Annotated in this window: 15 protein-coding genes; 7 read left to right on the top strand and 8 right to left on the bottom strand. The window is 73.4% G+C overall.

Annotated features, from left to right (window positions below; all coding sequences use genetic code 11):
• Nucleotides 1-6: 6 nt before the first annotated feature.
• Genes EUS26_RS04835 through EUS26_RS04825 form a run of 3 tightly spaced genes read left to right on the top strand, consistent with a single transcriptional unit; the run spans nucleotide 7 to nucleotide 2962 of the window.
• Nucleotides 7-780 carry a (Fe-S)-binding protein gene (locus EUS26_RS04835; RefSeq protein ID WP_238148807.1) on the top strand — a complete coding sequence of 258 codons (774 nt, stop codon included), beginning with the start codon at nucleotides 7-9 and terminating at the stop codon, nucleotides 778-780.
• The gene (locus EUS26_RS04830; RefSeq protein ID WP_130012041.1) at nucleotides 777-2318 is read left to right on the top strand and encodes a LutB/LldF family L-lactate oxidation iron-sulfur protein; all 1542 of its coding nucleotides are present in this window, start codon (nucleotides 777-779) and stop codon (nucleotides 2316-2318) included. The genes EUS26_RS04835 and EUS26_RS04830 overlap by 4 nt, the downstream gene beginning before the upstream one ends.
• A complete protein-coding gene (locus EUS26_RS04825) occupies nucleotides 2315-2962 on the top strand; it encodes a LutC/YkgG family protein (protein ID WP_130012040.1) in 648 nt (215 codons plus the stop codon). The genes EUS26_RS04830 and EUS26_RS04825 overlap by 4 nt, the downstream gene beginning before the upstream one ends.
• A 132-nt stretch (nucleotides 2963-3094) precedes the next feature.
• Here the strand turns inward: EUS26_RS04825 and EUS26_RS04820 are convergent, their stop codons facing one another.
• Complete coding sequence (locus EUS26_RS04820) at nucleotides 3095-3874, bottom strand: VldE C-terminal domain-containing protein (RefSeq protein WP_202865052.1); 780 nt, start codon at nucleotides 3872-3874, stop codon at nucleotides 3095-3097.
• An 85-nt stretch (nucleotides 3875-3959) separates the two neighbouring features.
• Between EUS26_RS04820 and EUS26_RS04815 the strand changes: the two genes are divergently transcribed.
• The 3 genes from EUS26_RS04815 (at nucleotide 3960) to EUS26_RS04805 (ending at nucleotide 10139) form a co-directional block, all read left to right on the top strand.
• Complete coding sequence (locus tag EUS26_RS04815; RefSeq protein WP_130012039.1) at nucleotides 3960-5030, top strand: aldo/keto reductase; 1071 nt, start codon at nucleotides 3960-3962, stop codon at nucleotides 5028-5030.
• A gap of 19 nt (nucleotides 5031-5049) precedes the next feature.
• The gene (locus tag EUS26_RS04810) at nucleotides 5050-6018 is read left to right on the top strand and encodes an acyl-CoA thioesterase (protein WP_130012038.1); all 969 of its coding nucleotides are present in this window, start codon (nucleotides 5050-5052) and stop codon (nucleotides 6016-6018) included.
• A 179-nt stretch (nucleotides 6019-6197) separates the two neighbouring features.
• A complete protein-coding gene (locus EUS26_RS04805) occupies nucleotides 6198-10139 on the top strand; it encodes a cell wall-binding repeat-containing protein (RefSeq protein ID WP_130012037.1) in 3942 nt (1313 codons plus the stop codon).
• A 339-nt stretch (nucleotides 10140-10478) separates the two neighbouring features.
• Here EUS26_RS04805 and EUS26_RS04800 read toward each other — a convergent pair whose 3' ends face one another.
• Nucleotides 10479-12305: a glycoside hydrolase family 15 protein gene (locus EUS26_RS04800; RefSeq protein WP_130012036.1), complete on the bottom strand. Its 1827-nt coding sequence runs from the start codon at nucleotides 12303-12305 to the stop codon at nucleotides 10479-10481.
• A 170-nt stretch (nucleotides 12306-12475) separates the two neighbouring features.
• Here EUS26_RS04800 and EUS26_RS04795 point away from each other — a divergent pair, with 170 nt between their 5' ends.
• Entirely contained in the window at nucleotides 12476-12667 is a 192-nt protein-coding gene (locus EUS26_RS04795) for a hypothetical protein (RefSeq protein ID WP_130012035.1), read from the top strand.
• A gap of 37 nt (nucleotides 12668-12704) precedes the next feature.
• Here EUS26_RS04795 and EUS26_RS04790 read toward each other — a convergent pair whose 3' ends face one another.
• From EUS26_RS04790 to tyrA, 6 genes are all read right to left on the bottom strand, one after another.
• Complete coding sequence (locus tag EUS26_RS04790) at nucleotides 12705-13658, bottom strand: pseudouridine synthase (protein ID WP_130012034.1); 954 nt, start codon at nucleotides 13656-13658, stop codon at nucleotides 12705-12707.
• Between the two features lie 5 nt (nucleotides 13659-13663).
• Complete coding sequence (gene ettA, locus EUS26_RS04785) at nucleotides 13664-15346, bottom strand: energy-dependent translational throttle protein EttA (protein ID WP_130012033.1); 1683 nt, start codon at nucleotides 15344-15346, stop codon at nucleotides 13664-13666.
• Between the two features lie 61 nt (nucleotides 15347-15407).
• Nucleotides 15408-16016 carry a single-stranded DNA-binding protein gene (locus EUS26_RS04780; RefSeq protein WP_130012032.1) on the bottom strand — a complete coding sequence of 203 codons (609 nt, stop codon included), beginning with the start codon at nucleotides 16014-16016 and terminating at the stop codon, nucleotides 15408-15410.
• A 224-nt stretch (nucleotides 16017-16240) separates the two neighbouring features.
• Nucleotides 16241-17878, bottom strand: coding sequence for a YfjP family GTPase (locus tag EUS26_RS04775; protein WP_130012031.1), 1638 nt, complete (start codon nucleotides 17876-17878; stop codon nucleotides 16241-16243).
• Nucleotides 17875-19575 carry a dynamin family protein gene (locus EUS26_RS04770; RefSeq protein WP_130012030.1) on the bottom strand — a complete coding sequence of 567 codons (1701 nt, stop codon included), beginning with the start codon at nucleotides 19573-19575 and terminating at the stop codon, nucleotides 17875-17877. Before EUS26_RS04770 ends, EUS26_RS04775 begins: the two co-directional genes overlap by 4 nt.
• A 53-nt stretch (nucleotides 19576-19628) precedes the next feature.
• On the bottom strand, nucleotides 19629-20771 hold the full coding sequence (gene tyrA, locus EUS26_RS04765; protein ID WP_130012029.1) for a bifunctional chorismate mutase/prephenate dehydrogenase: 1143 nt from the start codon (nucleotides 20769-20771) through the stop codon (nucleotides 19629-19631).
• Between the last annotated feature and the right edge of the window lie 16 nt (nucleotides 20772-20787).

The following is a 20787-nucleotide window of genomic DNA, read 5'->3' as shown; positions in this document are numbered from 1 at the left end:
GGCACCGTGACCGGCCCGGCCGGCCCGCAGGTGGCGAGCCCCACGGTGGCGCTCTTCGCGACCTGCTTCAACGACACCCTGTGGCCGCAGGCTCCCCGCGCGGTCGTCACCCTGCTCGAGCGGCTGGGCTGCCGGGTGGTCTTCCCGCGCGAGCAGACCTGCTGCGGGCAGATGTTCACCAACACCGGGTATGCCGACGAGGCCACCCCTCTGGTCCGCCGCTTCGTCGACGTCTTCGCCGGGGCGGACCACGTCGTCTCGCCGAGCGGTTCGTGCGTCGGGTCGGTCCGCGAGCAGCACGCGGTGCTGGCCCGCCGCGCCGGCGACGCCGGGCTGGAGCGCGAGGTGCGCTCGCTCGCCCCGCGCGTGCTCGAGCTCTCCGAGCTGCTCGTCGACGTGCTCGGCGTCACCGACGTCGGGGCGTACTACCCGCACCGCGTGACCTACCACCCCACCTGCCACAGCCTGCGCATGCTCGGGGTCGGCGACAAGCCGCTGCGGCTGCTGCGCGCGGTCCGCGGCATCGACCTGGTCGACCTGCCGGCCGCGGAGGAGTGCTGCGGCTTCGGCGGCACCTTCGCGATGAAGAACGCCGACACCTCCATCGCCATGGGCGCGGACAAGGCGCGGCACGTGCGGGAGACCGGGGCCGAGGTCGTGGTGGCCGGCGACAACTCCTGCCTCGCGCACATCGGTGGGGTGCTGGACCGGCAGCGCTCGGGGGTCCGCACCGTGCACCTGGCGCAGGTGCTCGCCTCGACGCAGGAGGCTCCGGTATGACCGAGCTCCCGGTGCAGGACACCTCCCCCACCTTCCTCGGTATGCCGTCGTTCCAGCGCGCGGCCGCGGGCGCCCTGGCCGACACCCAGCAACGGCGCAACCTGGCCCACGCCACGGCGACCATCCGCGCCAAGCGGGCAGCCGCCGTCGGGGAGGTGGAGGGCTGGGAGGACCTGCGTCTGGCCGGGGCGGCGGCCAAGGACGAGGCCCTGCACCACCTGCCCGACTACCTGGAGCAGCTGGAGGCCAACCTCACGGCCCGCGGCGCGACGGTCCACTGGGCGCGCGACGCCGCCGAGGCCAACCAGGTCGTCGTCGACCTCGCGCGGGCGAAGGGCGCCGACGAGGTGGTCAAGGTCAAGTCCATGGCCACCCAGGAGATCGAGCTCAACGAGGCACTCGAGGCGGCCGGGATCGCCGCCTGGGAGACCGACCTGGCCGAGCTCATCGTGCAGCTCGGCGAGGACCGGCCGAGCCACATCCTCGTGCCGGCCATCCACCGCAACCGGGCCGAGATCCGGGAGATCTTCGCCCGCCGCATGGGCGCGGTGGGGCGGGCGGCTCCGGCGGACCTCACCGACGAGCCGGAGCGGCTCGCCGAGGCCGCGCGACTGCACCTGCGGGAGAAGTTCCTGCGGGCCAGGGTCGCGGTCAGCGGGGCCAACTTCGCCGTGGCCGACACCGGGACCCTGGTGGTCGTGGAGTCCGAGGGCAACGGGCGCATGTGCCTCACCCTCCCCGAGACGCTCATCACCGTGGTCGGGATCGAGAAGGTGCTGCCGACCTTCGCCGACCTCGCCACCATGCTGCAGCTGCTGCCCCGGTCCAGCACCGGCGAGCGGATGAACCCCTACACCTCGATGTGGACCGGGGTGACCCCCAGTGACGGTCCGCAGGAGGTCCACGTCGTGCTGCTCGACAACGGCCGCAGCCGGGTGCTCGCCGACGAGGTGGGGCGGGAGGCGCTGCGGTGCATCCGCTGCTCGGCCTGCCTCAACGTCTGCCCCGTCTACGAGCGGACGGGCGGGCACGCCTACGGCTCGGTCTACCCGGGTCCCATCGGCGCCGTGCTCAACCCGCTGCTGCGCGGCACCTCCTCGGAGGTCGACCAGAGCCTGCCCTTCGCCAGCAGCCTGTGCGGTGCCTGCTTCGAGGCCTGCCCGGTCCGCATCGACATCCCCTCCCTGCTCGTGCGGCTGCGGAGCCAGGTGGTCGACGAGGCGAACGGGCGCTCGGCCGAGGCCGCGTCGATGAAGGCGGCGGCGTGGGTGTTCGGCGACCACCGCCGGCTGGAGGCGTCCCAGCGTGCGGCGACCCTCGGCGGCCGCCTGCTCGGCGGCCGGACCCTCCGCTCGCTGCCCGGGCTCGGCGCCTGGACCCAGGCCCGCGACCTCCCCACCCCGCCCACGGAGACCTTCCGGCAGTGGTGGGCCCGCACCCGCGGCGACGGACCCGCGACCGGCGGCGACCGACCCGCGGGCCATGGCGACCGACCCGCGAGCGGCGGCGAGCCGCATACCCCGGAGGAGGGGCCATGAGCAGCCGCGACGAGATCCTGGCCCGGCTGCGCGCGGCGACCGCCGACGTCACGACGCGACCCGGCGAGCGCGGCCCCGTCCCGATCATCGCCGCCACCAGCGAGTCCGCCCAGGCCACGCTGACGCTGTTCGTGGAGACGGTGACCGACTACCGCGCCAGCGTCGTCCGGTGCCGGCCGGAGCAGGTCGGCGCGGAGGTGGCCGCGGCCCTGGTGCGCGGCCGGGCCCACACCGTGCTGGTGCCTTCCGGGCTCGACCCCGCGTGGGTCGAGAGGGCACGGGACGCCGGCCTGCGGGTGCGCCCCGACGAGGACGACGAGGGCAGGCCGCTCTCCGCCGACCAGCTCGACGGCATCGACGCCGTCGTCACCGCGGCGCGGGTGGCGGTCGCCACGACCGGCACGATCGTCCTGGACCATGCTCCGGACCAGGGGCGCCGCGCGCTCACCCTGGTGCCCGACCACCACGTCTGCGTGGTCCGGGCCGAGCAGGTCGTGCACGACGTGCCCGACGCCGTCGCGCTGCTCGACCCCGCCCGTCCGCTGACCTGGATCAGCGGCCCCAGCGCCACCAGCGACATCGAGCTCAACCGCGTCGAGGGCGTCCACGGCCCCCGCACGCTCGACGTCGTGGTGGTCGACTGACCCGGCCCCGGCCAGCGGACAAGCCCCACCAGCGACCCTGAGCAACGAAAGGTTGCCCAAGCAGGGGTTGCAGGGCCTGCGTGGGCGACGTTTCTCTGCTCAGGTCGGCGTGGGGAGGTCGCTGCGGCGCCGTCACTCGCCTCGCAGCACGTCGACGTGGACGTGGTCGCGGTGGCGCAGGACGGGGTCGTCAGACCCGCCCGGGGCGCGGTAGTCCTGCCACCCCCGCCCGGAGCCGCGCACGCCCCAGAAGTGGTCGTCGAAGATGACGTACTGCACGGTGAGCACGTCGGCGCGGGCGACCAGCCACTGGCTGAGCACCCACCCGTCGTCGAGGTTCTCCTCGGTCACCGGCCGGAAAAAGACGTCGACCGCCCGGCCGTCGTAGTGGGTGGACTCCTCGCCGTGCCCGGAGCCCACGCCGCCGGGGGCGAACCCGCCCACCGGCACCTCGCCGAACTCGGCCCGCACCGCGTCGAGCACCTCCTGCGCGCGAGGGGTCAGCCCGGACCCGGTCGTCTCCTCGGGGGCGGGCTCGGCCGCCGACACCCGGCAGGTCAGCGCGGTGTCCGCGCGGGCGGACCGGACGGCCTCGACCACCCCCGCGGCCAGCTCCACCTCCGGCGCCTCACCCCCGTCGCCCGGGCTCTCGCCCTCCGCCGGGCCCGCGTCCTGGCCGCGCAGCCCCCGGGCCGCCTCCGCGGTCGCCGCGCGCGCCTGGTCGTGGGACAGCGGCACCGGCGCCCCGTCGACGACGACCGCGCACGGCGCGCCCGCCGCCCTCACCCAGTCACCGACCGGCCGCCACGCCACCACCGTCGCCCCCACCAGCGCGACGACCAGGACCAGCACACCCACCCCAGGCCGACCCCGCGCGCCGGTCACGGGTGCGGAGGAGGTGCGCTGCGGCATACCCCATGGTCCCAGCCGTCGCTGACCCCGACCTGGGCGCGGGCCGACGGCGGCGCCCCACCCGGACGCGCGTAGCGTGAGGCCCATGACCGATGCCTACTACGCCCAGGACGTCCCCGACACCCACCGGCCCTACGTCGCGGCGCCCGACCGGCACCAGAAGCTGGACTACCGCCGGGTCGGGGACAGCGGCCTGCTGCTGCCGCCGCTCTCGCTCGGCCTCTGGTACAACTTCGGCGACAACCGCCCCTTCGACACCCAGCGCGCCATCCTCCGCCGCGCCTTCGACGAGGGCATCACCCACTTCGACCTGGCCAACAACTACGGCCCGCCCTACGGCTCCGCCGAGGAGAACTTCGGCCGGATGATGCGGACCGACTTCGCCCCCTACCGCCACGAGATGGTGCTCTCCACCAAGGCGGGCTGGGACATGTGGCCCGGCCCCTACGGGATGCTCGGCTCGCGCAAGTACCTCCTCGCCAGCCTCGACGAGTCGCTGGGCCGCATGTGCGTCGACCACGTCGACATCTTCTACTCCCACCGCGCGGACGAGGACACGCCGGTCGCCGAGACGGTCGGGGCGCTCGACACCGCGGTCCGCCAGGGCAAGGCGCTGTATGCCGGCATCTCCAGCTACTCCCCCGAGCGCACCGCCGAGGCGGTCGCCGTCGCCCGGGAGCTCGGCACCCCGCTCGTCATCCACCAGCCGTCCTACAACATGCTCAACCGGTGGGTCGAGGACGGCCTGCTGGAGGCCCTGCCCGGGCACGGCCTGGGCTCGATCGGCTTCACCGCGCTGGCCCAGGGGCTGCTCACCGACAAGTACCTCGACCGGGACGACGCCGAGCGGGCGACCGAGCGGCCCTCCTTCGACAGCAGCGTGCTCACCGACAGCAACCGGGAGCGGCTGCGCGGGCTGGCGAAGATCGCGGAGGGCCGGGGGCAGAGCCTGGCGCAGATGGCGCTGTCGTGGGCCATCCGGCCGGGCGGGGTGACGTCAACCCTCATCGGGGTGTCGAGCATCGAGCAGCTGGAGGACAACCTGGCCGCCGCGCGCCGCACCGACTTCACCGACGAGGAGCTGACCGAGATCGACCGGCTCTCCGGCCACACCGAGGGCGTGGACATCTGGGCGCCCTCCGCGCAGATCGAGTGACTCACTAGGCTGCGTGGTCGTGACCGAGACGCCGCTGGACTACCCGATCGACGACCTGCTCGAGGTGCTCGACCTGCGCCGGGAGGGGTCCACCACCATCCGGGTGGCCTCGCCCGAGGGCACCGGGGAGGACCTGGCCGACTCGCAGGGCGACGTCTTCGCAGGCCGCAGCCAGCCCATGCCGCACGGCCGGGTGTTCGGCGGCCAGGTGCTCGCGCAGTGCCTGGTCGCGGCGGGCCGGACGGTGGCGCCGGTCGAGGACGGGTCGGACGCCGAGCCGCTGGACCGGCCCATCCACTCGATGCACGGCTACTTCCTGCGCGCGGGCGACGCCAACCGGCCGCTGCGCTTCCTCGTCGAGCGGATGCGCGACGGGCGCAGCTTCAGCGCCCGCCGGGTGCACGCGGTGCAGGACGGCCGCATCCTCATGTCGATCATCATGTCCTTCCAGGAGGTGTCGGAGGGGCTCGAGCACCAGATCCCCATGCCCCCGGCACCGGACCCGGACACGCTGCGCTCGGACCGGCAGATCCTCGAGCAGGTGCCCCACCCGGTGGCCCAGGAGACGGCCCGACGGCGACCCGTCGAGCTGCGGCACGTCGACCCGCTGCTGCTCGGCCCCGGGGAGCCGGGGGCCAGCGAGCAGTCGGTCTGGCTGCGGATCGCCCGCGAGCTGCCGGAGGACCCGCTGCTGCACGCGGCGATCCTCGCCTACGCCTCGGACTACACGCTGCTGGAGCCGATCCTGCGTCGCCACGGGATCGGGTGGGGCGACCCCCGGCTGCGCCCGGCCAGCCTCGACCACTCCATGTGGTTCCACCGCCCTGCCCGGGTGGACGACTGGGTGCTCTACACGCAGAGCTCCCCGTCCGCGCAGTCCGGCCGGGGGCTCGGTACCGGCCACATGTTCGCCGCCGACGGCACCTTGCTGGCCACGGTCGGGCAGGAGGGGATGGTGCGGCTGAAGCCCACTCCCGACCCGTCCTGAGTGACGTGGCGGAAGGGTAACGATTCAGTCAAGACGGGGGGTCTTTCCGGCCTCCCTGTAGACACCCTGAGTGGGCCGGACGATACTTCCAGAGGTCACCCTGGGGAACTTTTCGGCTTCTCGACGGCGAGGGGCTGTCCAGCGGCGACGTCCACCGTTCCAAGCAAAGGACACTGACTGTGCATCAGCCATCTGCTCGCCGGAGGACGCGCCTGCTGGCGCTCGCCGGCGCAGGGGCCGTCGTCGCACCGTTGGCCCTGGTCGCCCCCGCAGCATGGGCGAACCCGGACCTGACGGTCAACGAGGACGGCACCTACATCGTCATGCTCGCGGACAGCGCGCTGGCCGCCTACGACGGCGGCGTCAAGGGCATCCCGGCCACCAAGCCCGCCGAGGGGGAGAAGCTCAACACCACGAGCGCCGCCGCCGAGGAGTACACCGCATACCTGGACCGGCAGCAGAACGCCGTGCTCGACTCGGTCGGCCTGGACCGCTCGGACGCGGTCTACACCTACGCGACCTCGTTCAACGGCTTCACCGCCGAGCTCACCGGTTCGCAGGTCGCAGCGCTGCGCAAGGACCCGGACGTCGCCGCGGTGTGGGAGGACGAGGTCCGCACCGCCGACACCGTCACCACCCCCGACTACCTGGGTCTGACCGGCGAGGACGGCGTCTGGAACACCCAGTTCGGCGGCGACGCCGACGCGGGTGCCGGCATCGTCGTCGGCATCATCGACTCCGGCTTCTGGCCGGAGAACCCCAGCTTCGCCGCGCTCCCGGGCGACCCGGCCGCGCCCGAGGGCTGGCAGGGCGAGTGCGTGAACGGCGCCGAGGCGGACCCCGCCGACAACGTCACCTGCAACAGCAAGGTCATCGGCGCCCGCTACTACGCCGCGGGCAACAACACCGCCTTCGACTTCCTGTCTCCCCGTGACACCAACGGGCACGGCAGCCACGTCGGTGGCACCTCGGCCGGCAACAACGGCGTCGAGATGGACTTCAACGGGACCGAGCTGGGCACCGGCAGCGGTATGGCCCCGGCCGCCCACCTCGCGTTCTACAAGGCGCTCTGGCAGACCGAGTCCGGCGGCGGCTCCGGCTCGTCGGCCGGTCTCGTCGCAGCCATCGACGACGCGGTCGCCGACGGTGTCGACGTCATCAACTACTCGGTCTCCGGCTCCTCCCAGTTCGTCGTGTCCGCCGACGAGATCGCCTTCCTCAACGCGGCCGACGCCGGCGTCTTCGTGTCGGCCTCCGCGGGCAACTCGGGCGCTGACCTCGGTCCGGGCTCGGTCGCGCACAACTCGCCGTGGACCATGACCGTCGCGGCCTCCACCCACAGCCGGACCAACTCGGCCGAGGTCGAGGTGGGCGAGGCTCCCGTCGCCCGCATCGCCGGGAACAACCGCTACGAGACCGCAGCCCTCATCGCGGCGGCCTACCCGGAGGGCGTGGACACGGTCTACATCGCCACCGGCAACCAGTTCGCCGACGCCCTCTCCGGCGCCGCGGCCGCCTCGCAGGGCCTCGTCCCTGCGACCGGTCTCGACCAGCCGGCCGTCGCCCCCGACGGCTCCCCGGCCCCGGTCCTGCTGACGAAGGTCGGCCAGCTCCCGGGAGCCACCATCGACGCGCTCGAGGCGATCGACCCCGACAACATCGTCGTGCTCGGCGGCGAGAACGCCGTCTCCACCACGGTGAGCGACGCCCTCGAGGCGTACGGCACGGTGACCCGCGTCGCCGGCGACGACCGCTACGAGACCGCCGCCCTCGTCGCCCAGCAGTACGGCGACGCGGACCACGTCTACATCGCCACCGGCCAGGACGAAGCCTTCCCGGACGCGCTGTCCGGCTCGGCGCTCGCCGGCAGCGAGGGCGTGCCCGTGCTCCTCACCAAGACCGACCGGGTGCCCAACTCGGTCCGTGAGGCGCTGGCCGCGATGGGTGACCCCGAGGTTCACGTCATCGGTGGGCCGAAGGCCGTCACCGGTGATGTCTTCACCGAGCTCGGCGCCTCCGAGCGCATCGCCGGCACCGACCGGTACGGGACGTCGGTCGCCGTCGCCGAGCAGTTCGGCTTCAGCGCGGACGACCCGGCTCCCGTGGTGCACACCGCCACCGGGCGCGACTACCCGGACGCTCTCGCGGGGTCGGCCCTGGCCGGCTACCAGGGTGTCCCGGTCATGCTGAGCCGTCCCACCGACGTCCCCGAGGTGGTCCTCGAGGGCATGGAGGCGCTGGCCCCCGAGTCCGCGGTCGTCCTCGGTGGCGAGGGTGCGCTGGCCAAGAACGTCATGGACCAGATCAAGACGCTGTTCCCGGACAGCACCGAGACCTTCGCCGGCATCAGCGCCGGTGACGGCGTCGGCCCGGCCCCGCTGGTCAACTCGGTCGACATCCCCGCTGCGGGCGCGACCGCCGACCAGGCGCTGCTGTGCCTGCCCGGCTCGCTCGACGCTGCTGCCGCCGCCGACCACGTCGTCATCTGCACCCGGGGCACCAACGCCCGGACGGAGAAGAGCGAGACGGTCGAGGCTGCCGGTGGTGTGGGCATGATCCTGGCCAACAACAACGACAACGAGTCGCTCAACGGCGACTTCCACTCGGTGCCCACGATCCACGTCAACGGCACCGCCGGTGACGCGATCAAGGCCTACGAGGCCTCCGACCCCAACCCGGTGGCCACCATCTCGGCCTCCGGCGAGGGCCCGGAGATCACCTACCCGGAGATGGCCGGCTTCAGCTCCTACGGCCCGGCGATCGCCGGTGGCGGGGACCTGCTCAAGCCGGACATCACCGCCCCCGGTGTCGACGTCATCGCCGCGGTCTCCCCGGCCGGTTCCACCGGTGGCACCAACTTCGACAGCCTCTCCGGCACCTCCATGTCCGCCCCGCACATCGCCGGCCTGGCCGCGCTGATGATGCAGGACAACCCGGAGTGGGGCCCGATGGGCGTCAAGTCCGCGATGATGACCACGGCCGACCCGACCAACTCCGAGGGCGAGCTCATCAACTACGGTGGCGCCCCCGCCAGCCCGCTCCACTACGGTTCGGGCGAGGTCGAGCCGGCTGCGGCCTACGACACGCCGCTGGTCTACGACTCCGGCATCGTCGACTGGTACGCCTACGCCTGCGCCATCGGTCAGCTGCAGCTGATCGGCGGGACGAGCATCTGCGACCAGATCGGGACGACCGACCCGAGCGACCTCAACTACCCGAGCATCTCGATCGGTGACCTGGGTGGCGCGCAGACCGTCACCCGCACGGTGACCGACGCGACCGGCGCGGGTGGCACGTTCACCGCCGAGGTCGAGGCTCCCCCGGGGGTCGATGCGGTCGTCGAGCCCTCGACGATCACCGTGGAGCCTGGTGGCACGGCGACCTTCACGGTCTCGTTCACCACGGCCGGTGCCCCGCTGGACGAATGGACCTTCGGGTCGCTCACCTGGACCGGTCCTGGCGCCGACGTGCGCAGCCCGCTGGCCATCCGGCCGGTCGCCATGGGTGCGCCGGAGGAGATCCGCGGGACCTCCAGCGAGGGCTCGGAGACCTTCGAGGTCACCCCGGGCTTCACCGGAGAGCTCACCTCGGTCGTGCACGGCCTCATGGCCTCGCAGGTCACCGACGTGGACGTCACCTCCGACGGCCCGAGCGGTGGCGCCGACTACGACGACTACACCCAGACCGTCACGGTGCCCGAGGGCACCACGGCCATCCGGGTCGAGGTCGTGGAGTCGGAGTGGACGCCGGCAGGTCTGGACCTCGACCTCTACCTGGAGGACAGCGACGGCAACGTCGTCGGCCAGTCCGCCGCCGGCGGTTCGGACGAGGTCATCACCATGATGGCGCCCGCCCCGGGTGACTACACCGTCGCGATCGACAACTGGGACGCCGCTGCCGGCGCCACCGCCAGCGGTCCGCTGCACGTCTTCATGCCGTCTGCGGACGAGGGCAACATGTCGGTCACGCCGTCCCCGGTCGCGGTGACCGCGGGCACGCCGATCGACTTGACGGCCGCCTGGACCGGGCTCGACGCCGCCACCCGCTACATGGGTGCGATCGGCTACAGCAACGGCACCGAGGAGGTCGCCTACACCCTGGTCTCGGTCAACACGCCGTGACCCCAGGTCGGCCGGGCTGAGGCCCGGCCGGTCCTGAGCCTCGGGCCCGTCCCCTCCACGGAGGGGACGGGCCCGACGCATACCCCCTCTCCCTGCCCCTCTCTCCGCTCCTCCACTCCCCCGCTCCTCCGCTCCCCTCCCCCTGCACCGGACGCGTGGCCAGACGACACCAGACGCGTGGCCAGACGACACCGGACGCGCCGTCTGGCCACGCGTCCTGTGCAGGCTGACCACGCGTCCTGTGCGAGGGGTGCGGCCCCGGGGGAAGCAGACCTCACCGCCGTCGCCTGGCAGTCGCCCCGGCCCTCGCCGTCGCCCGGCGGTCGCCGCGGGCGTCGCTCAGCTAGCGGTCTTGTGCACGTCGGCGATGGCGTCGGCGGCCCGGACCAGACCCAGGTGGCTGAAGGCCTGCGGGTAGTTGCCGAGCATGCGGCGGGTGGCCGGGGCGTACTCCTCCGCGAGCAGGTCCAGCGGCCGGCCGGCCTCGACGCAGGCCTCCATGAGCCGCTCCGCCTCCTCCAGCCGACCGGTGCGGGCATACTGCTCCACCAGCCAGAACGTGCAGATGAAGAAGGTCGCCTCGTCACCCTGCAGGCCGTCCATGTTGTCGCTCTCGTGCATCCGGTAGCGGTGCAGGAAGCCGGCCCCGTCGACGAGCTCCTCCTCCAGCCGGCGCACCGTCGCGAGCATGCGGGGGTCGTCGTAGGCGCAGAAGCCGGTGTGCGGGATCTGCAGCAGCGAGGCGTCGACCTCGTCGTTGCTGTAGCTCTGGCGGAACGCGCCGTCGGGACCCACGCCGCGCTCCTCGATCTCGGCCCGCACCCGGTCCCGCAGCGCGCGCCAGTGGTCCACGTCGCCGGGGAGCCCGTACTCCTCCACGGCGCGCACGCCCTGGTCGAAGGCCGCCCAGATCATCACCCGGCCGTGCGTGAAGAAGTGCTTGTCCCCCCGCATCTCCCAGATGCCGTGGTCGGGCTCGGTCAGCCGCTCGGCCTGGGTGGCCAGCATCATCCGCTGGATGCCCCAGCTGTACCGGTCCTCGGCGATGTCGCTGTCGCGCAGCTGGGCGAGGGCGAGCATGACCTCGCCGATGACGTCGGCCTGGTACTGGTCCGCCGCCCCGTTGCCGATGCGGACCGGGCGGGACCCGGCATACCCACGCAGGTGGGGCAGCTCGCGCTCGGTGAGATCACGCTCCCCACCGAGCCCGTACATGATGCGCAGCTGGTTGGAGTGGCCTGCGATCGCCCGCAGCAGCCACTCGCGCCAGGCCTCGGCGCCGCCGTCCAGCCCGTGCGTCATCATCGCCTGCAGCGTCAGCGCCGAGTCCCGCAACCAGGTGTAGCGGTAGTCCCAGTTCCGCTCCCCTCCCGGGTCCTCCGGCAGCGAGGTCGTGGCGGCGGCGACGATGCCGCCGGTGTCGGCGTGGGTGAGCGCCCGCAGCACGGTGAGCGACCGCGTGATCTGGCGCGCCCACGGCCCCTCCGCGTGGATGCGGTCGGTCCACGCCCGCCAGCCGTCGACGGTCTCCTGCAGCAGCACCTTGGGGTCGATGCGCGTCGGGAGCGGCCGCCAGGACTCCTGACCGGTCAGCACCCAGCACAGCTCGTCCCCCTCCTGCAGCCGGTGGCGCCCCCGGTGGGCGTCCTCCTCCGGGACCGGATCGGGCAGCGGGCCGTGCAGGACCAGCCGCGACGGCCCGCCCACCGCCGTGAGGACCTCCTCGTCACCGTCCTCCTCGACGCGCGTGCGGTGCACCCAGGGCCGCAGGGTGGCGTAGTCGAAACGCATGATGAGCTCGTGCTCCACCTCGACCGTGCCGGAGAGGCAGCGCACGTGACGCACGATGTCGGACCGGCCGTCGCCCGGCGGCATGAAGGTCAGCACCTCGGCCGTGCCCTCGGCGGACCGCCACACCGTGCGGAAGACGAAGGTGCCGTCGACGTAGTCGCGCGACTCCACCTCGGCGTCGCACACCCGGACCAGCCACCGCCCGTCCTGCTCGGTGCCGAGCAGCGAGGCGAAGACCGAGGGCGAGTCGAAGCGGGGCAGGCACAGCCAGTCGACGCTGCCCTCCGGCGAGATGAGCGCGGCGGTGCGCATGTCCCCCACCACGGCGTACTGGCCGATGGGCACGTCCTCGGTGGGGTCGTCGGCGTCAGTCATGCGCCCCAGTCTCCCAGGCGTGGTGCGAGCGGGACCGGCCGGCGCCCGCACGCCCGGTCCGCCCGTCCGCGCGCACCCATGGCGGACCCAGGTCCGCGGTGCACCATGGAGGGGACGGACCGACGGGCAGCACCCGCCCGCGGCGACGGAGGACGGAGAGGATCACCGGCATGTGGTGGAGCGACCTGCTGTGGGGGATGTGGAACGGGCTGACCGCCTGGGTGGTCCTCATCGCGCACGTCTTCGGGGCCTGGGAGCAGTTCCCTTTCTACGACACCGACCGGGCGGGCAACTGGTACGACCTGGGCTTCCTGCTCGGCGCGGGATCGCCCCTGCTGGGTCTCCTGGGCCGCCGCGGCTGACCGGCGGGCCGGCCGTCGAGCCGCCTCCCCGCCCTGGTCAGCCTGCGTCGGCGTCCGCCCCGGAAAGGGGTAGCGTCCGTCGGGAGGTGAAGACCCGCGGTCTGGCGGTCACGGGATCCTCGAACCCGACCTGCCGGGCGAGCAGCTGCAGCGGGCTCGCGAAATCGGTGGGGTCGACGTGCCGCACCGTGGGATAGAGCGGGTCGCCGTCGATGGGGATGCCCAGGTCGGCCAGGTGCAGCCGCAGCTGGTGGGTGCGGCCGGTCGTCGGGGTCAGCCGGTAGTGTCCGCGGTCCGCGGCCACGCCCAGCCGCTCCACCCGGGTCGTGGCGTTGGGCTCGCCGGGCACGGCGCGGGCCTGCAGCTCCCCGCGCTCCTTGACCAGGCGGTTGCTGACGGTCAGCGGGAGGCCGAGGTGGTCGGCGTCGGGGGCCAGCGCCTCGTAGGTCTTGGCCAGGCCGCCGGACTGCACCATCTGCTGGTATGCCGCCCGCGCCTCCGGCCGGGTGGTGAGCAGCAGGACGCCGCTGGTCAGCCGGTCCAACCGGTGCACCGGGGTGATGTCCGGCAGCTGCAGCGACCGCCGCAGCCGGACGACCACCGTCTCGACGACGTGGGCGCCGCGCGGCATGGTGGCGAGGAACGGTGGCTTGTCGACGACGAGCAGCCCGGTGCGCTCGTCGTGCTCCAGGACCTCGACCTCGAACGGCACGCGCACCTCGTCGGGCAGGTCGCGGTAGAGATGGACCACCGCGCCCGGTCGGTATGCCGTCGCCCGGGTCACCACCGTCCCGTCGGCCAGGCGGATCTCCTGGTCGGCGAGGCGACGGGCGATGCCGTCGGGGTCACCTGTGAGGTGCTCGAGGAAGGCGGCGACGGTCGGCCACGACCGCCCGTCCGGCCCGTCGGCGCCGACGGGCATGCGCACCCGGGCCGCCCCCAGCCCGTCCCGCGGCGGCAGCGGCGGTCGGGGGCGGGGACGACGCGGCATACCCCTCAGTCGCGGGTGAGCCGCCGGTAGGTGACCCGGTGCGGGCGGGCCGCCTCGGCACCCAGCCGCTCGACCTTGTTCTCCTCGTAGGCGCCGAAGTTGCCCTCGAACCAGTACCAGCTCGCCGGGTCGTCCTCGGTGCCCTCGTAGGCGAGGATGTGCGTCGCGACGCGGTCGAGGAACCACCGGTCGTGGCTGATGACCACGGCGCAGCCGGGGAAGTTCAGCAGCGCGTTCTCGAGGCTGCCCAGGGTCTCGACGTCGAGGTCGTTGGTCGGCTCGTCCAGCAGGAGCAGGTTGCCGCCCTCCTTGAGGGTCAGCGCCAGGTTGAGCCGGTTGCGCTCCCCGCCGGACAGGACGCCCGCCTTCTTCTGCTGGTCCGGGCCCTTGAAGCCGAACTGGCTGACGTAGGCGCGGCTCGGGATCTCCACCTGCCCGACCTGGATGAAGTCGAGCCCGTCGGAGACGACCTCCCACAGTGACTTGTCCGCCGCGATCCCGCCGCGGGACTGGTCGACGTAGGAGATCTCGACCGTGTCGCCGACCTTGACCTCGCCGCCGTCCGGCTCCTCGAGCCCGACGATGGTCTTGAACAGGGTGGTCTTGCCCACGCCATTGGGGCCGATGACACCGACGATGCCGTTGCGCGGCAGGGTGAAGGACAGGCCGTCGATGAGGGTCCGGTCACCGAAGCCCTTCGTGAGGTCCTTCACCTCGATGACCTGGCTGCCCAGGCGCGGGCCCGGCGGGATCTGGATCTCCTCGAAGTCGAGCTTGCGGGTCCGCTCGGCCTCCGTGGCCATCTCCTCGTAGCGCGCCAGCCGCGCCTTGTTCTTGGTCTGCTTGGCCTTGGGGTTGGAGCGCACCCACTCCAGCTCGCTCTCGAGCCGCTTGGCCAGCTTGGCGTCCTTCTTGCCCTGGACGGCCAGGCGCTCGCGCTTCTTCTCCAGGTAGGTGGAGTAGTTGCCCTCGTAGGGGTAGAGGCGCCCGCGGTCGACCTCGGCGATCCACTGGGCGACGTTGTCGAGGAAGTACCGGTCGTGGGTGACGGCCAGGACGGCGCCGGGGTACGTCGCCAGGTGCTGCTCCAGCCACTGCACCGACTCGGCGTCGAGGTGGTTGGTGGGCTCGTCCAGCAGCAGCAGGTCCGGCTTGGACAGCAGCAGCTTGCAGAGGGCTACCCGGCGGCGCTCGCCACCGGAGAGCACGGTCACGTCGCTGTCGCCGGGCGGGCAGCGCAGCGCGTCCATGGCCTGGTCCAGCTGGGCGTCGAGGTCCCACGCGTCGGCGTGGTCGATCTCCTCCTGCAGGCTGCCCATCTCGGCCATGAGCGCGTCGAAGTCGGCGTCCGGCTCGGCCATCTCCTGGGAGATCTCGTTGAACCGGTCGACCTTGCGCTTGATCTCGCCCAGGCCCTCCTCGACATTGCCGAGCACGGTCTTGTCCTCGTTGAGCGGGGGCTCCTGCTCGAGGATGCCGACCGAGTAGCCGGGGGTCAGCCGGGCCTCGCCGTTGGACGGCTGGTCCATCCCGGCCATGATCTTGAGGATCGTCGACTTGCCGGCGCCGTTGGGCCCGACGACGCCGATCTTGGCGCCCGGGTAGAAGGACATCGTCACGTCGTCGAGGATCACCTTGTCGCCGTGCGCCTTGCGGGCACGGGTCATGGTGTAGATGAATTCGGCCATGCCGCCAGGGTATCGGGGCGGGCGGGCCGACTCCGAATCTTTCTCCCCGCCCCGCCCCGGCTCAGGCGCTGCGGGCCAGCACCCCGTCCGCCTGCGCGTCGTCCACCACCACGCCGTCGCCGTCGACCTCGATGTCGGGACCGGGCGCGGTCGCCCCCTCGGGCACAGCTGCCTCCTCACCCCCGGCGCCGTGGTCACCCTCCCGGCCCGCCCCGGTCCGCTCCTCGGCGGCCCCGACCAGGCCGCCGGCCCGGGCACCCGGTGGCGTCGGGTCGTGCTCGTCGAGCCGGTCGCCGTCGTAACCGACCCGGCCCTTGGTGAACCGGCTCACCCCACGGGTGGCGTCGTGGCCGATGGTGTCCACGTCGACCACCGCCGTCGTGCCCGCGGCGGTGTCGGTCTTCCAGTCGCGCAGCGACAGGCGGCCGTGCGCCACGACCGGGTCACCCTTGCGGAAGCTCGCGAGCGCGAGGGCTCCGATGTGCCGGAAGCACAGCAGGTCGATGAACATCGTGTCCGAGGTGATCCAGCCACCCTGGGCCGCGTCGAAGCGCCGGCGGTTGACCGCGATCGGCACGACCGCGAAGTCCTTGCCGCTCGCGGTGCTGGTCTTGCGCTCCGGGTCCCGGGTCAGATTGCCGGTCAGGGTGATCGTGGGTTCGTTCATCATGGTGCGTCCCCCTCCTGGACGTATGGGCGCCCACGGGCTCGTGGACGTGCCACCAGGATGGGCGGCAGCGCCGTCACCGACCAGCGGTCCGCCGGCATCTGTGGACGACGTCGCCGTCAACAGGAGGATGTGGACGACGCGGCCACGACGCGTCGACGTGGGTGAGGCGGCCAGGACGGTGAGGAGCGTGACGACCACCACCCCGGGGCGGCCGACCCCGACCGTCAGGCGGCCGCCTGCTCCAGCAGCGAGCGGGTCTTCTCGTGCCGGTCCAGGACGGTCATGACCGGCTTGCGGACGTGCCGGAAGGACACCTCGTCGACGGCGTCGTGGAGCAGGTGCTGGACCTGCCGCCGTCGCCGCGCCGCACCGACACCGGCCGCCGCGCGGCCCACGACCGCCAGCAGGAGTCCGCCCAGCGCCCCGCCGACGAGGAGCGCGAGGGGCACCGGCACCGGTCCCCAGAACGGCGCCTCGACCGGCAGCTGCAGCCACCCCAGCACGACGAGCGCCGCCAGCCACAGCAGCCCGCCGACCGCGGTGGCCGCCAGGACCAGCTGCAGGGCGCCCAGCACCGACCACCACACCGGCGTGCGGGCGCGCAGCGGCACGCCCACGACGGCCTGGTCGAGGGCGTCGGAGAGGGTGTCCTCCGCCGGGCTCGCGGCCTCCAGCACCGCGTCGGCCCACCGGGGCGGGAGGTCACCGCCCACCCCCTCACCCAGCCGCCGGGTCGCGAGCTGCACGTTGGCCCGCGCGGCCGGCGTGGGGCGGGGCAGCGAGGAGCGACCAAGCACGGCCCGCACGTCGGAGGGGGCGATGCCGGCCGGGCCGGGGCTGTCGTCCCCCAGCCGCAGCCGTCGCAGGGGGTCGGGCCGCAGCCCGGAGAGCCACCGGGTGAACGGCCAACCCGTCCGGGCGTGGGCCCGGCGTCGGTAGTCACGGTCCACGGCGTCGAGCACGACCGGCACGCCGGAGGCGACGGTGAGGGCCTCGTGCAGCCGCCGGTCGGCCTGCTCACCGAAGTCGGGGGTGCGCTCCCCCACCCCCGCGGACCGCACGCCGGACGCGGTGGCGCGCAGGTCGGCCGCCAGGCGGGCCTCGGCCGCGTTGCGTGCCCCCACCACGGCGCCGATGCGGGAGGCCAGGTCGCCCAGGCCGCGCTGGGTGCGGACGGACGTGGTGATCACCTCGTGGTCGCCGGCACCGTCCTCCCGCACGAGCCGCCGCAGGTCGGCCGCCACCTTCTCGACCCCGCCCTCCTCCCGGATGCGGTCCACCTGATTGAGCACGACGAGCATGACCGCGTCGTGGTGCCGCAGCGGGCGCAGGTAGTCCTCGTGCAGGCGGGCGTCGGCGTACTTCTGCGGGTCGGCGACCCAGACGAAGACGTCGGCGCGCTCCAGGATGCGGTCGGCCTCCACCCGGTGCCGCAGCTCGCGGGAGTCGACGTCGGGCAGGTCAACGAGCACGAGCCCGTCCAGCCCGCCGTTCGCCTCGGTGAGCGCGACGTGGTGGCGGTTCGCGATCCCCAGCCAGTCGAGCAGCTCACCGGCGTCCTCGTCGCCCCAGACCGCCGCACCCGACTCCGCGGTCGTCGGCCGGCGGGGGCTGATGGCGGACACGTCCTCTCCCACCAGCGCGTTGAAGAGGCTCGACTTGCCCGAACCCGTGGCCCCGGCGAGCGCGACCACGGTGCGGCCACCGGCGATCGCCCAGCGCTCCCCGACCCGGCCCAGCACCTCGCGGGCCGCGCCGGTGCTCGTCGGGTCCAGCTCCTCGCCGCCGACCTGCAGCGCCGTGGCCAGCAGCTCCGAGCGCTCGCCGATGCCCAGGCTCGGCCGGGTGCGCCGGCGGCTCACCGGTCGGCCTCCACCGCCGCCGCGGCGGCCTCCAGCTCGGCCAGCGCGTCCTCGGACACGTCGACCTCTCCCAGGGTGGCGTCGAAGCGGGCGCGCTCCGCGGCATACAGCTCCTCCACCCGCCCCAGCAGCGACTCGCGCGCCCTGATGGCCATGGCCCGCACCGCCTGGTCGCCGAAGACCGCCTCGAGGAGCCGCTGGGCGAGCACCGCCGAGCCGGCGCCGACCGCGACCTCCGCACCGGTGGGGATGAACGCGGTCGCGCTGAAGACGACGACCATGAGCAGCACGCCCAGACCGTTGACGCCGAAGGCGAGGTAGCGGGCGGTGGTGCGCCGCGACCCGGCCTCCTCGGTGACCATCTCCAGGATGTCCCGCTGCCAGTCCCGGATGAGGCGCTCCACCTGCTCGGTGAAGCCCGGGGTGGCCCGGCCCAGCTCGGGGTGCGCCTCGACGAGCGGGCGTCCGCCCGGTGACTGCCGCCAGGAGCGGGCCGCCGTGCTCGCGGCCACCTGACCGTGCGAGGTGATGAGGGCCGCGGCGCCGGTCTGCAGCGCCTCGCCCAGCGGCTCGGAGGAGACCTCCCTGCCGGTGAAGAACGCGGTCACCCGGTCGCGGACGCGGCCGACGCCCACCTCGACCGAGCGGAGGAACTCACCGGTGCCGACGAGCTCGTGCCACCGGGCGAGCACCTCGCCGCGCAGCAGGGAGCCGTCCTGCACGCCCTGCCCGACCGACTCCAGCGCGTCCTGGTATGCCGTCCGCGGCCCCCGCTCCAGCACGCGCCAGGCGTCGACCTGCTGGCGGCCGGCGGCGGCGAGCGCCTCGGCCCGGCTGCCGAGGGACCCCAGGGTGCCGTCGAGGGTTCGCCGGATGACGACCGAGCGGGCGCGCGCGTCCACGGCCAGGGAGTGCAGCCAGCCCCGCAGCCGTGAGCCGTGCCGCTCGGGGACCCGGCCGTCGTCGAGCTCGTCCTCGGGCACGGTGAAGATCGGTGAGCTCCCCAGCCCCTGGTCGCGGAGCATGGTCGCCAGGTGGACCCGGACCTGCTCCATGGCCTCCGGGGGCACCCGGTTGAGCACGACCGCCACCGAGGTGCCGCGGTCGGCCGCCTCGTGGAGCAGCTCCCACGGCACGGCGTCGGCGTAGCGGGCCGCGGTGGTCACGAAGACCCAGAGGTCGGCGGCCGAGAGGAGCTGGCGCGACAGCTGGCGGTTGGCCTGCACCACCGAGTCGATGTCGGGGGCGTCCAGCAGCGCCAGTCCGGCCGGGAGCGCGGGCGACGGGACCAGCCGGACCGCCCCCGGGTCCTCGACGTCGGTGGCGTGCCCGCCCACCCGGGCGAGGCCGGGGAGCACCCGGGTGCCGGTGAACCACCGGGCGTCGTCCGGGTGGTGGACGAGCACGGACGCGCGGGTGGTCGGCCGCAGGATGCCGGGCCGGCTGACCTCCTCGCCGACGACGGAGTTGACGAGGGTGGACTTGCCGGCGCCGGTCGACCCGCCCACCACCGCCAGCAGGGGCGCGTCGAGCGCGCGCAGCCGGGGCAGGACGTAGTCGTCGAGCTGCTGCTCGAGCTCGCGCCGGGCGGTCCGCGCCTCGGGCGCACGGTCGAGGTCGAGCGGCAGCCGGACCTCCCCCGCCGAGGCCCGCAGCCGCTCGACGGCGCGGAGCAGCACGTCGGGGTCGGTGGTCACGGCCCCAGTGTGGACCGCGGGGGGCCGAGGACCAACACGAACCGCCGCCGGGCTCAGGCGCGCGAGGCGTCCGCGTGCGCGAGCAGCGCCTTGGACTCGCCGAGGAAGCGGTCGGCGTGCTCGCCGAACCACGCCTCGACCTCCCCGAACTGCCGCACGAAGGCTTCCCGGTCGCCGGTGCGCAGCAGCTCGATCGCGGTGGAGTAGCGCTCGTGGTAGCGCTCGATGAGCTCCAGCGCGTCGGAGGAGCCGGTGATGATGTCGAAGTAGAGCTCGGCGTCCTGGGCGAAGAGCCGGCCGACCATGATGAGCTCGAGCCGGTAGATCGGTGAGGACAGCGCCAGGAGGGTGTCGAGGTTGCGGTCCTCGTGGGCCAGGTGCCAGCCGTAGGCGAAGGTCGAGAAGTGCCGCAGCGCCTGGATGAGCCCCATCGCGTGGTCGTGCTCGTCGGCGTCGACCTCGTGGACCCGCGCCCCCCACAGCCGGATCTGCTCCACCAGCCAGGTGCTGGCCCCCGCGTCACGGCCCGGGACCGCGGCGACCACCTGCTTGGCGAAGCTGTCGACGTCGGGCCCGAACATCGGGTGCAGCCCGAGGACCGGGCCGTCGTGCGCGGCCATCATGGCCTGCATCACGGCCCGCTTGGTCGAGGTCAGGTCCACCAGCAGACAGTCCGCCGGGAGGGTCGGCAGGTCGCGCACGACCTGCACCGTGTCGTGGATGGGGACGGACACGAGCACCATCCCGGCACCCTCGACCGCCGCGGCCACCTGCTCGGGGGTGTCCTCGCGCTCGACGACGCGCACGTCATACCCGGACAGCGCGAACATCCGGCCCCACAGCGCACCCATGCGCCCCCCGCCGCCGACGACCACGACCGGGCCGAGGTCCGGCGCCTGGCGGGTGAAGCCCATGTTCTTCTCGTGGGTGTATGCCTCGCGCATGCAGCGGCGCAGGACGTCCTCGACGAGGTCGGGCGGCAGCCCGACCTCGGCCGCGCGCTCGCGCTTGGCGGCGATCATCGCGCGCTCGCGCTCGGGGTCGTAGATGGGCAGGCCGTGGCGGCCCTTGACCTCACCCACCTGGGAGACGAGGTCGAGGCGGCGCGCCAGGAGCTCCATGACCTGGGCGTCGACGTCGTCGATCTCGGTCCGCAACCGGGCCAGGGGTCCCTGCGCCCCCGAGGGTGTGGTCATGGCGCCCGATCCTAGA

It is taken from the genome of Serinicoccus sediminis, from assembly GCF_004153545.1.
Taxonomy (GTDB): domain Bacteria; phylum Actinomycetota; class Actinomycetes; order Actinomycetales; family Dermatophilaceae; genus Ornithinicoccus; species Ornithinicoccus sediminis_A.
This window is presented reverse-complemented; position numbering and strand designations above follow the sequence as displayed.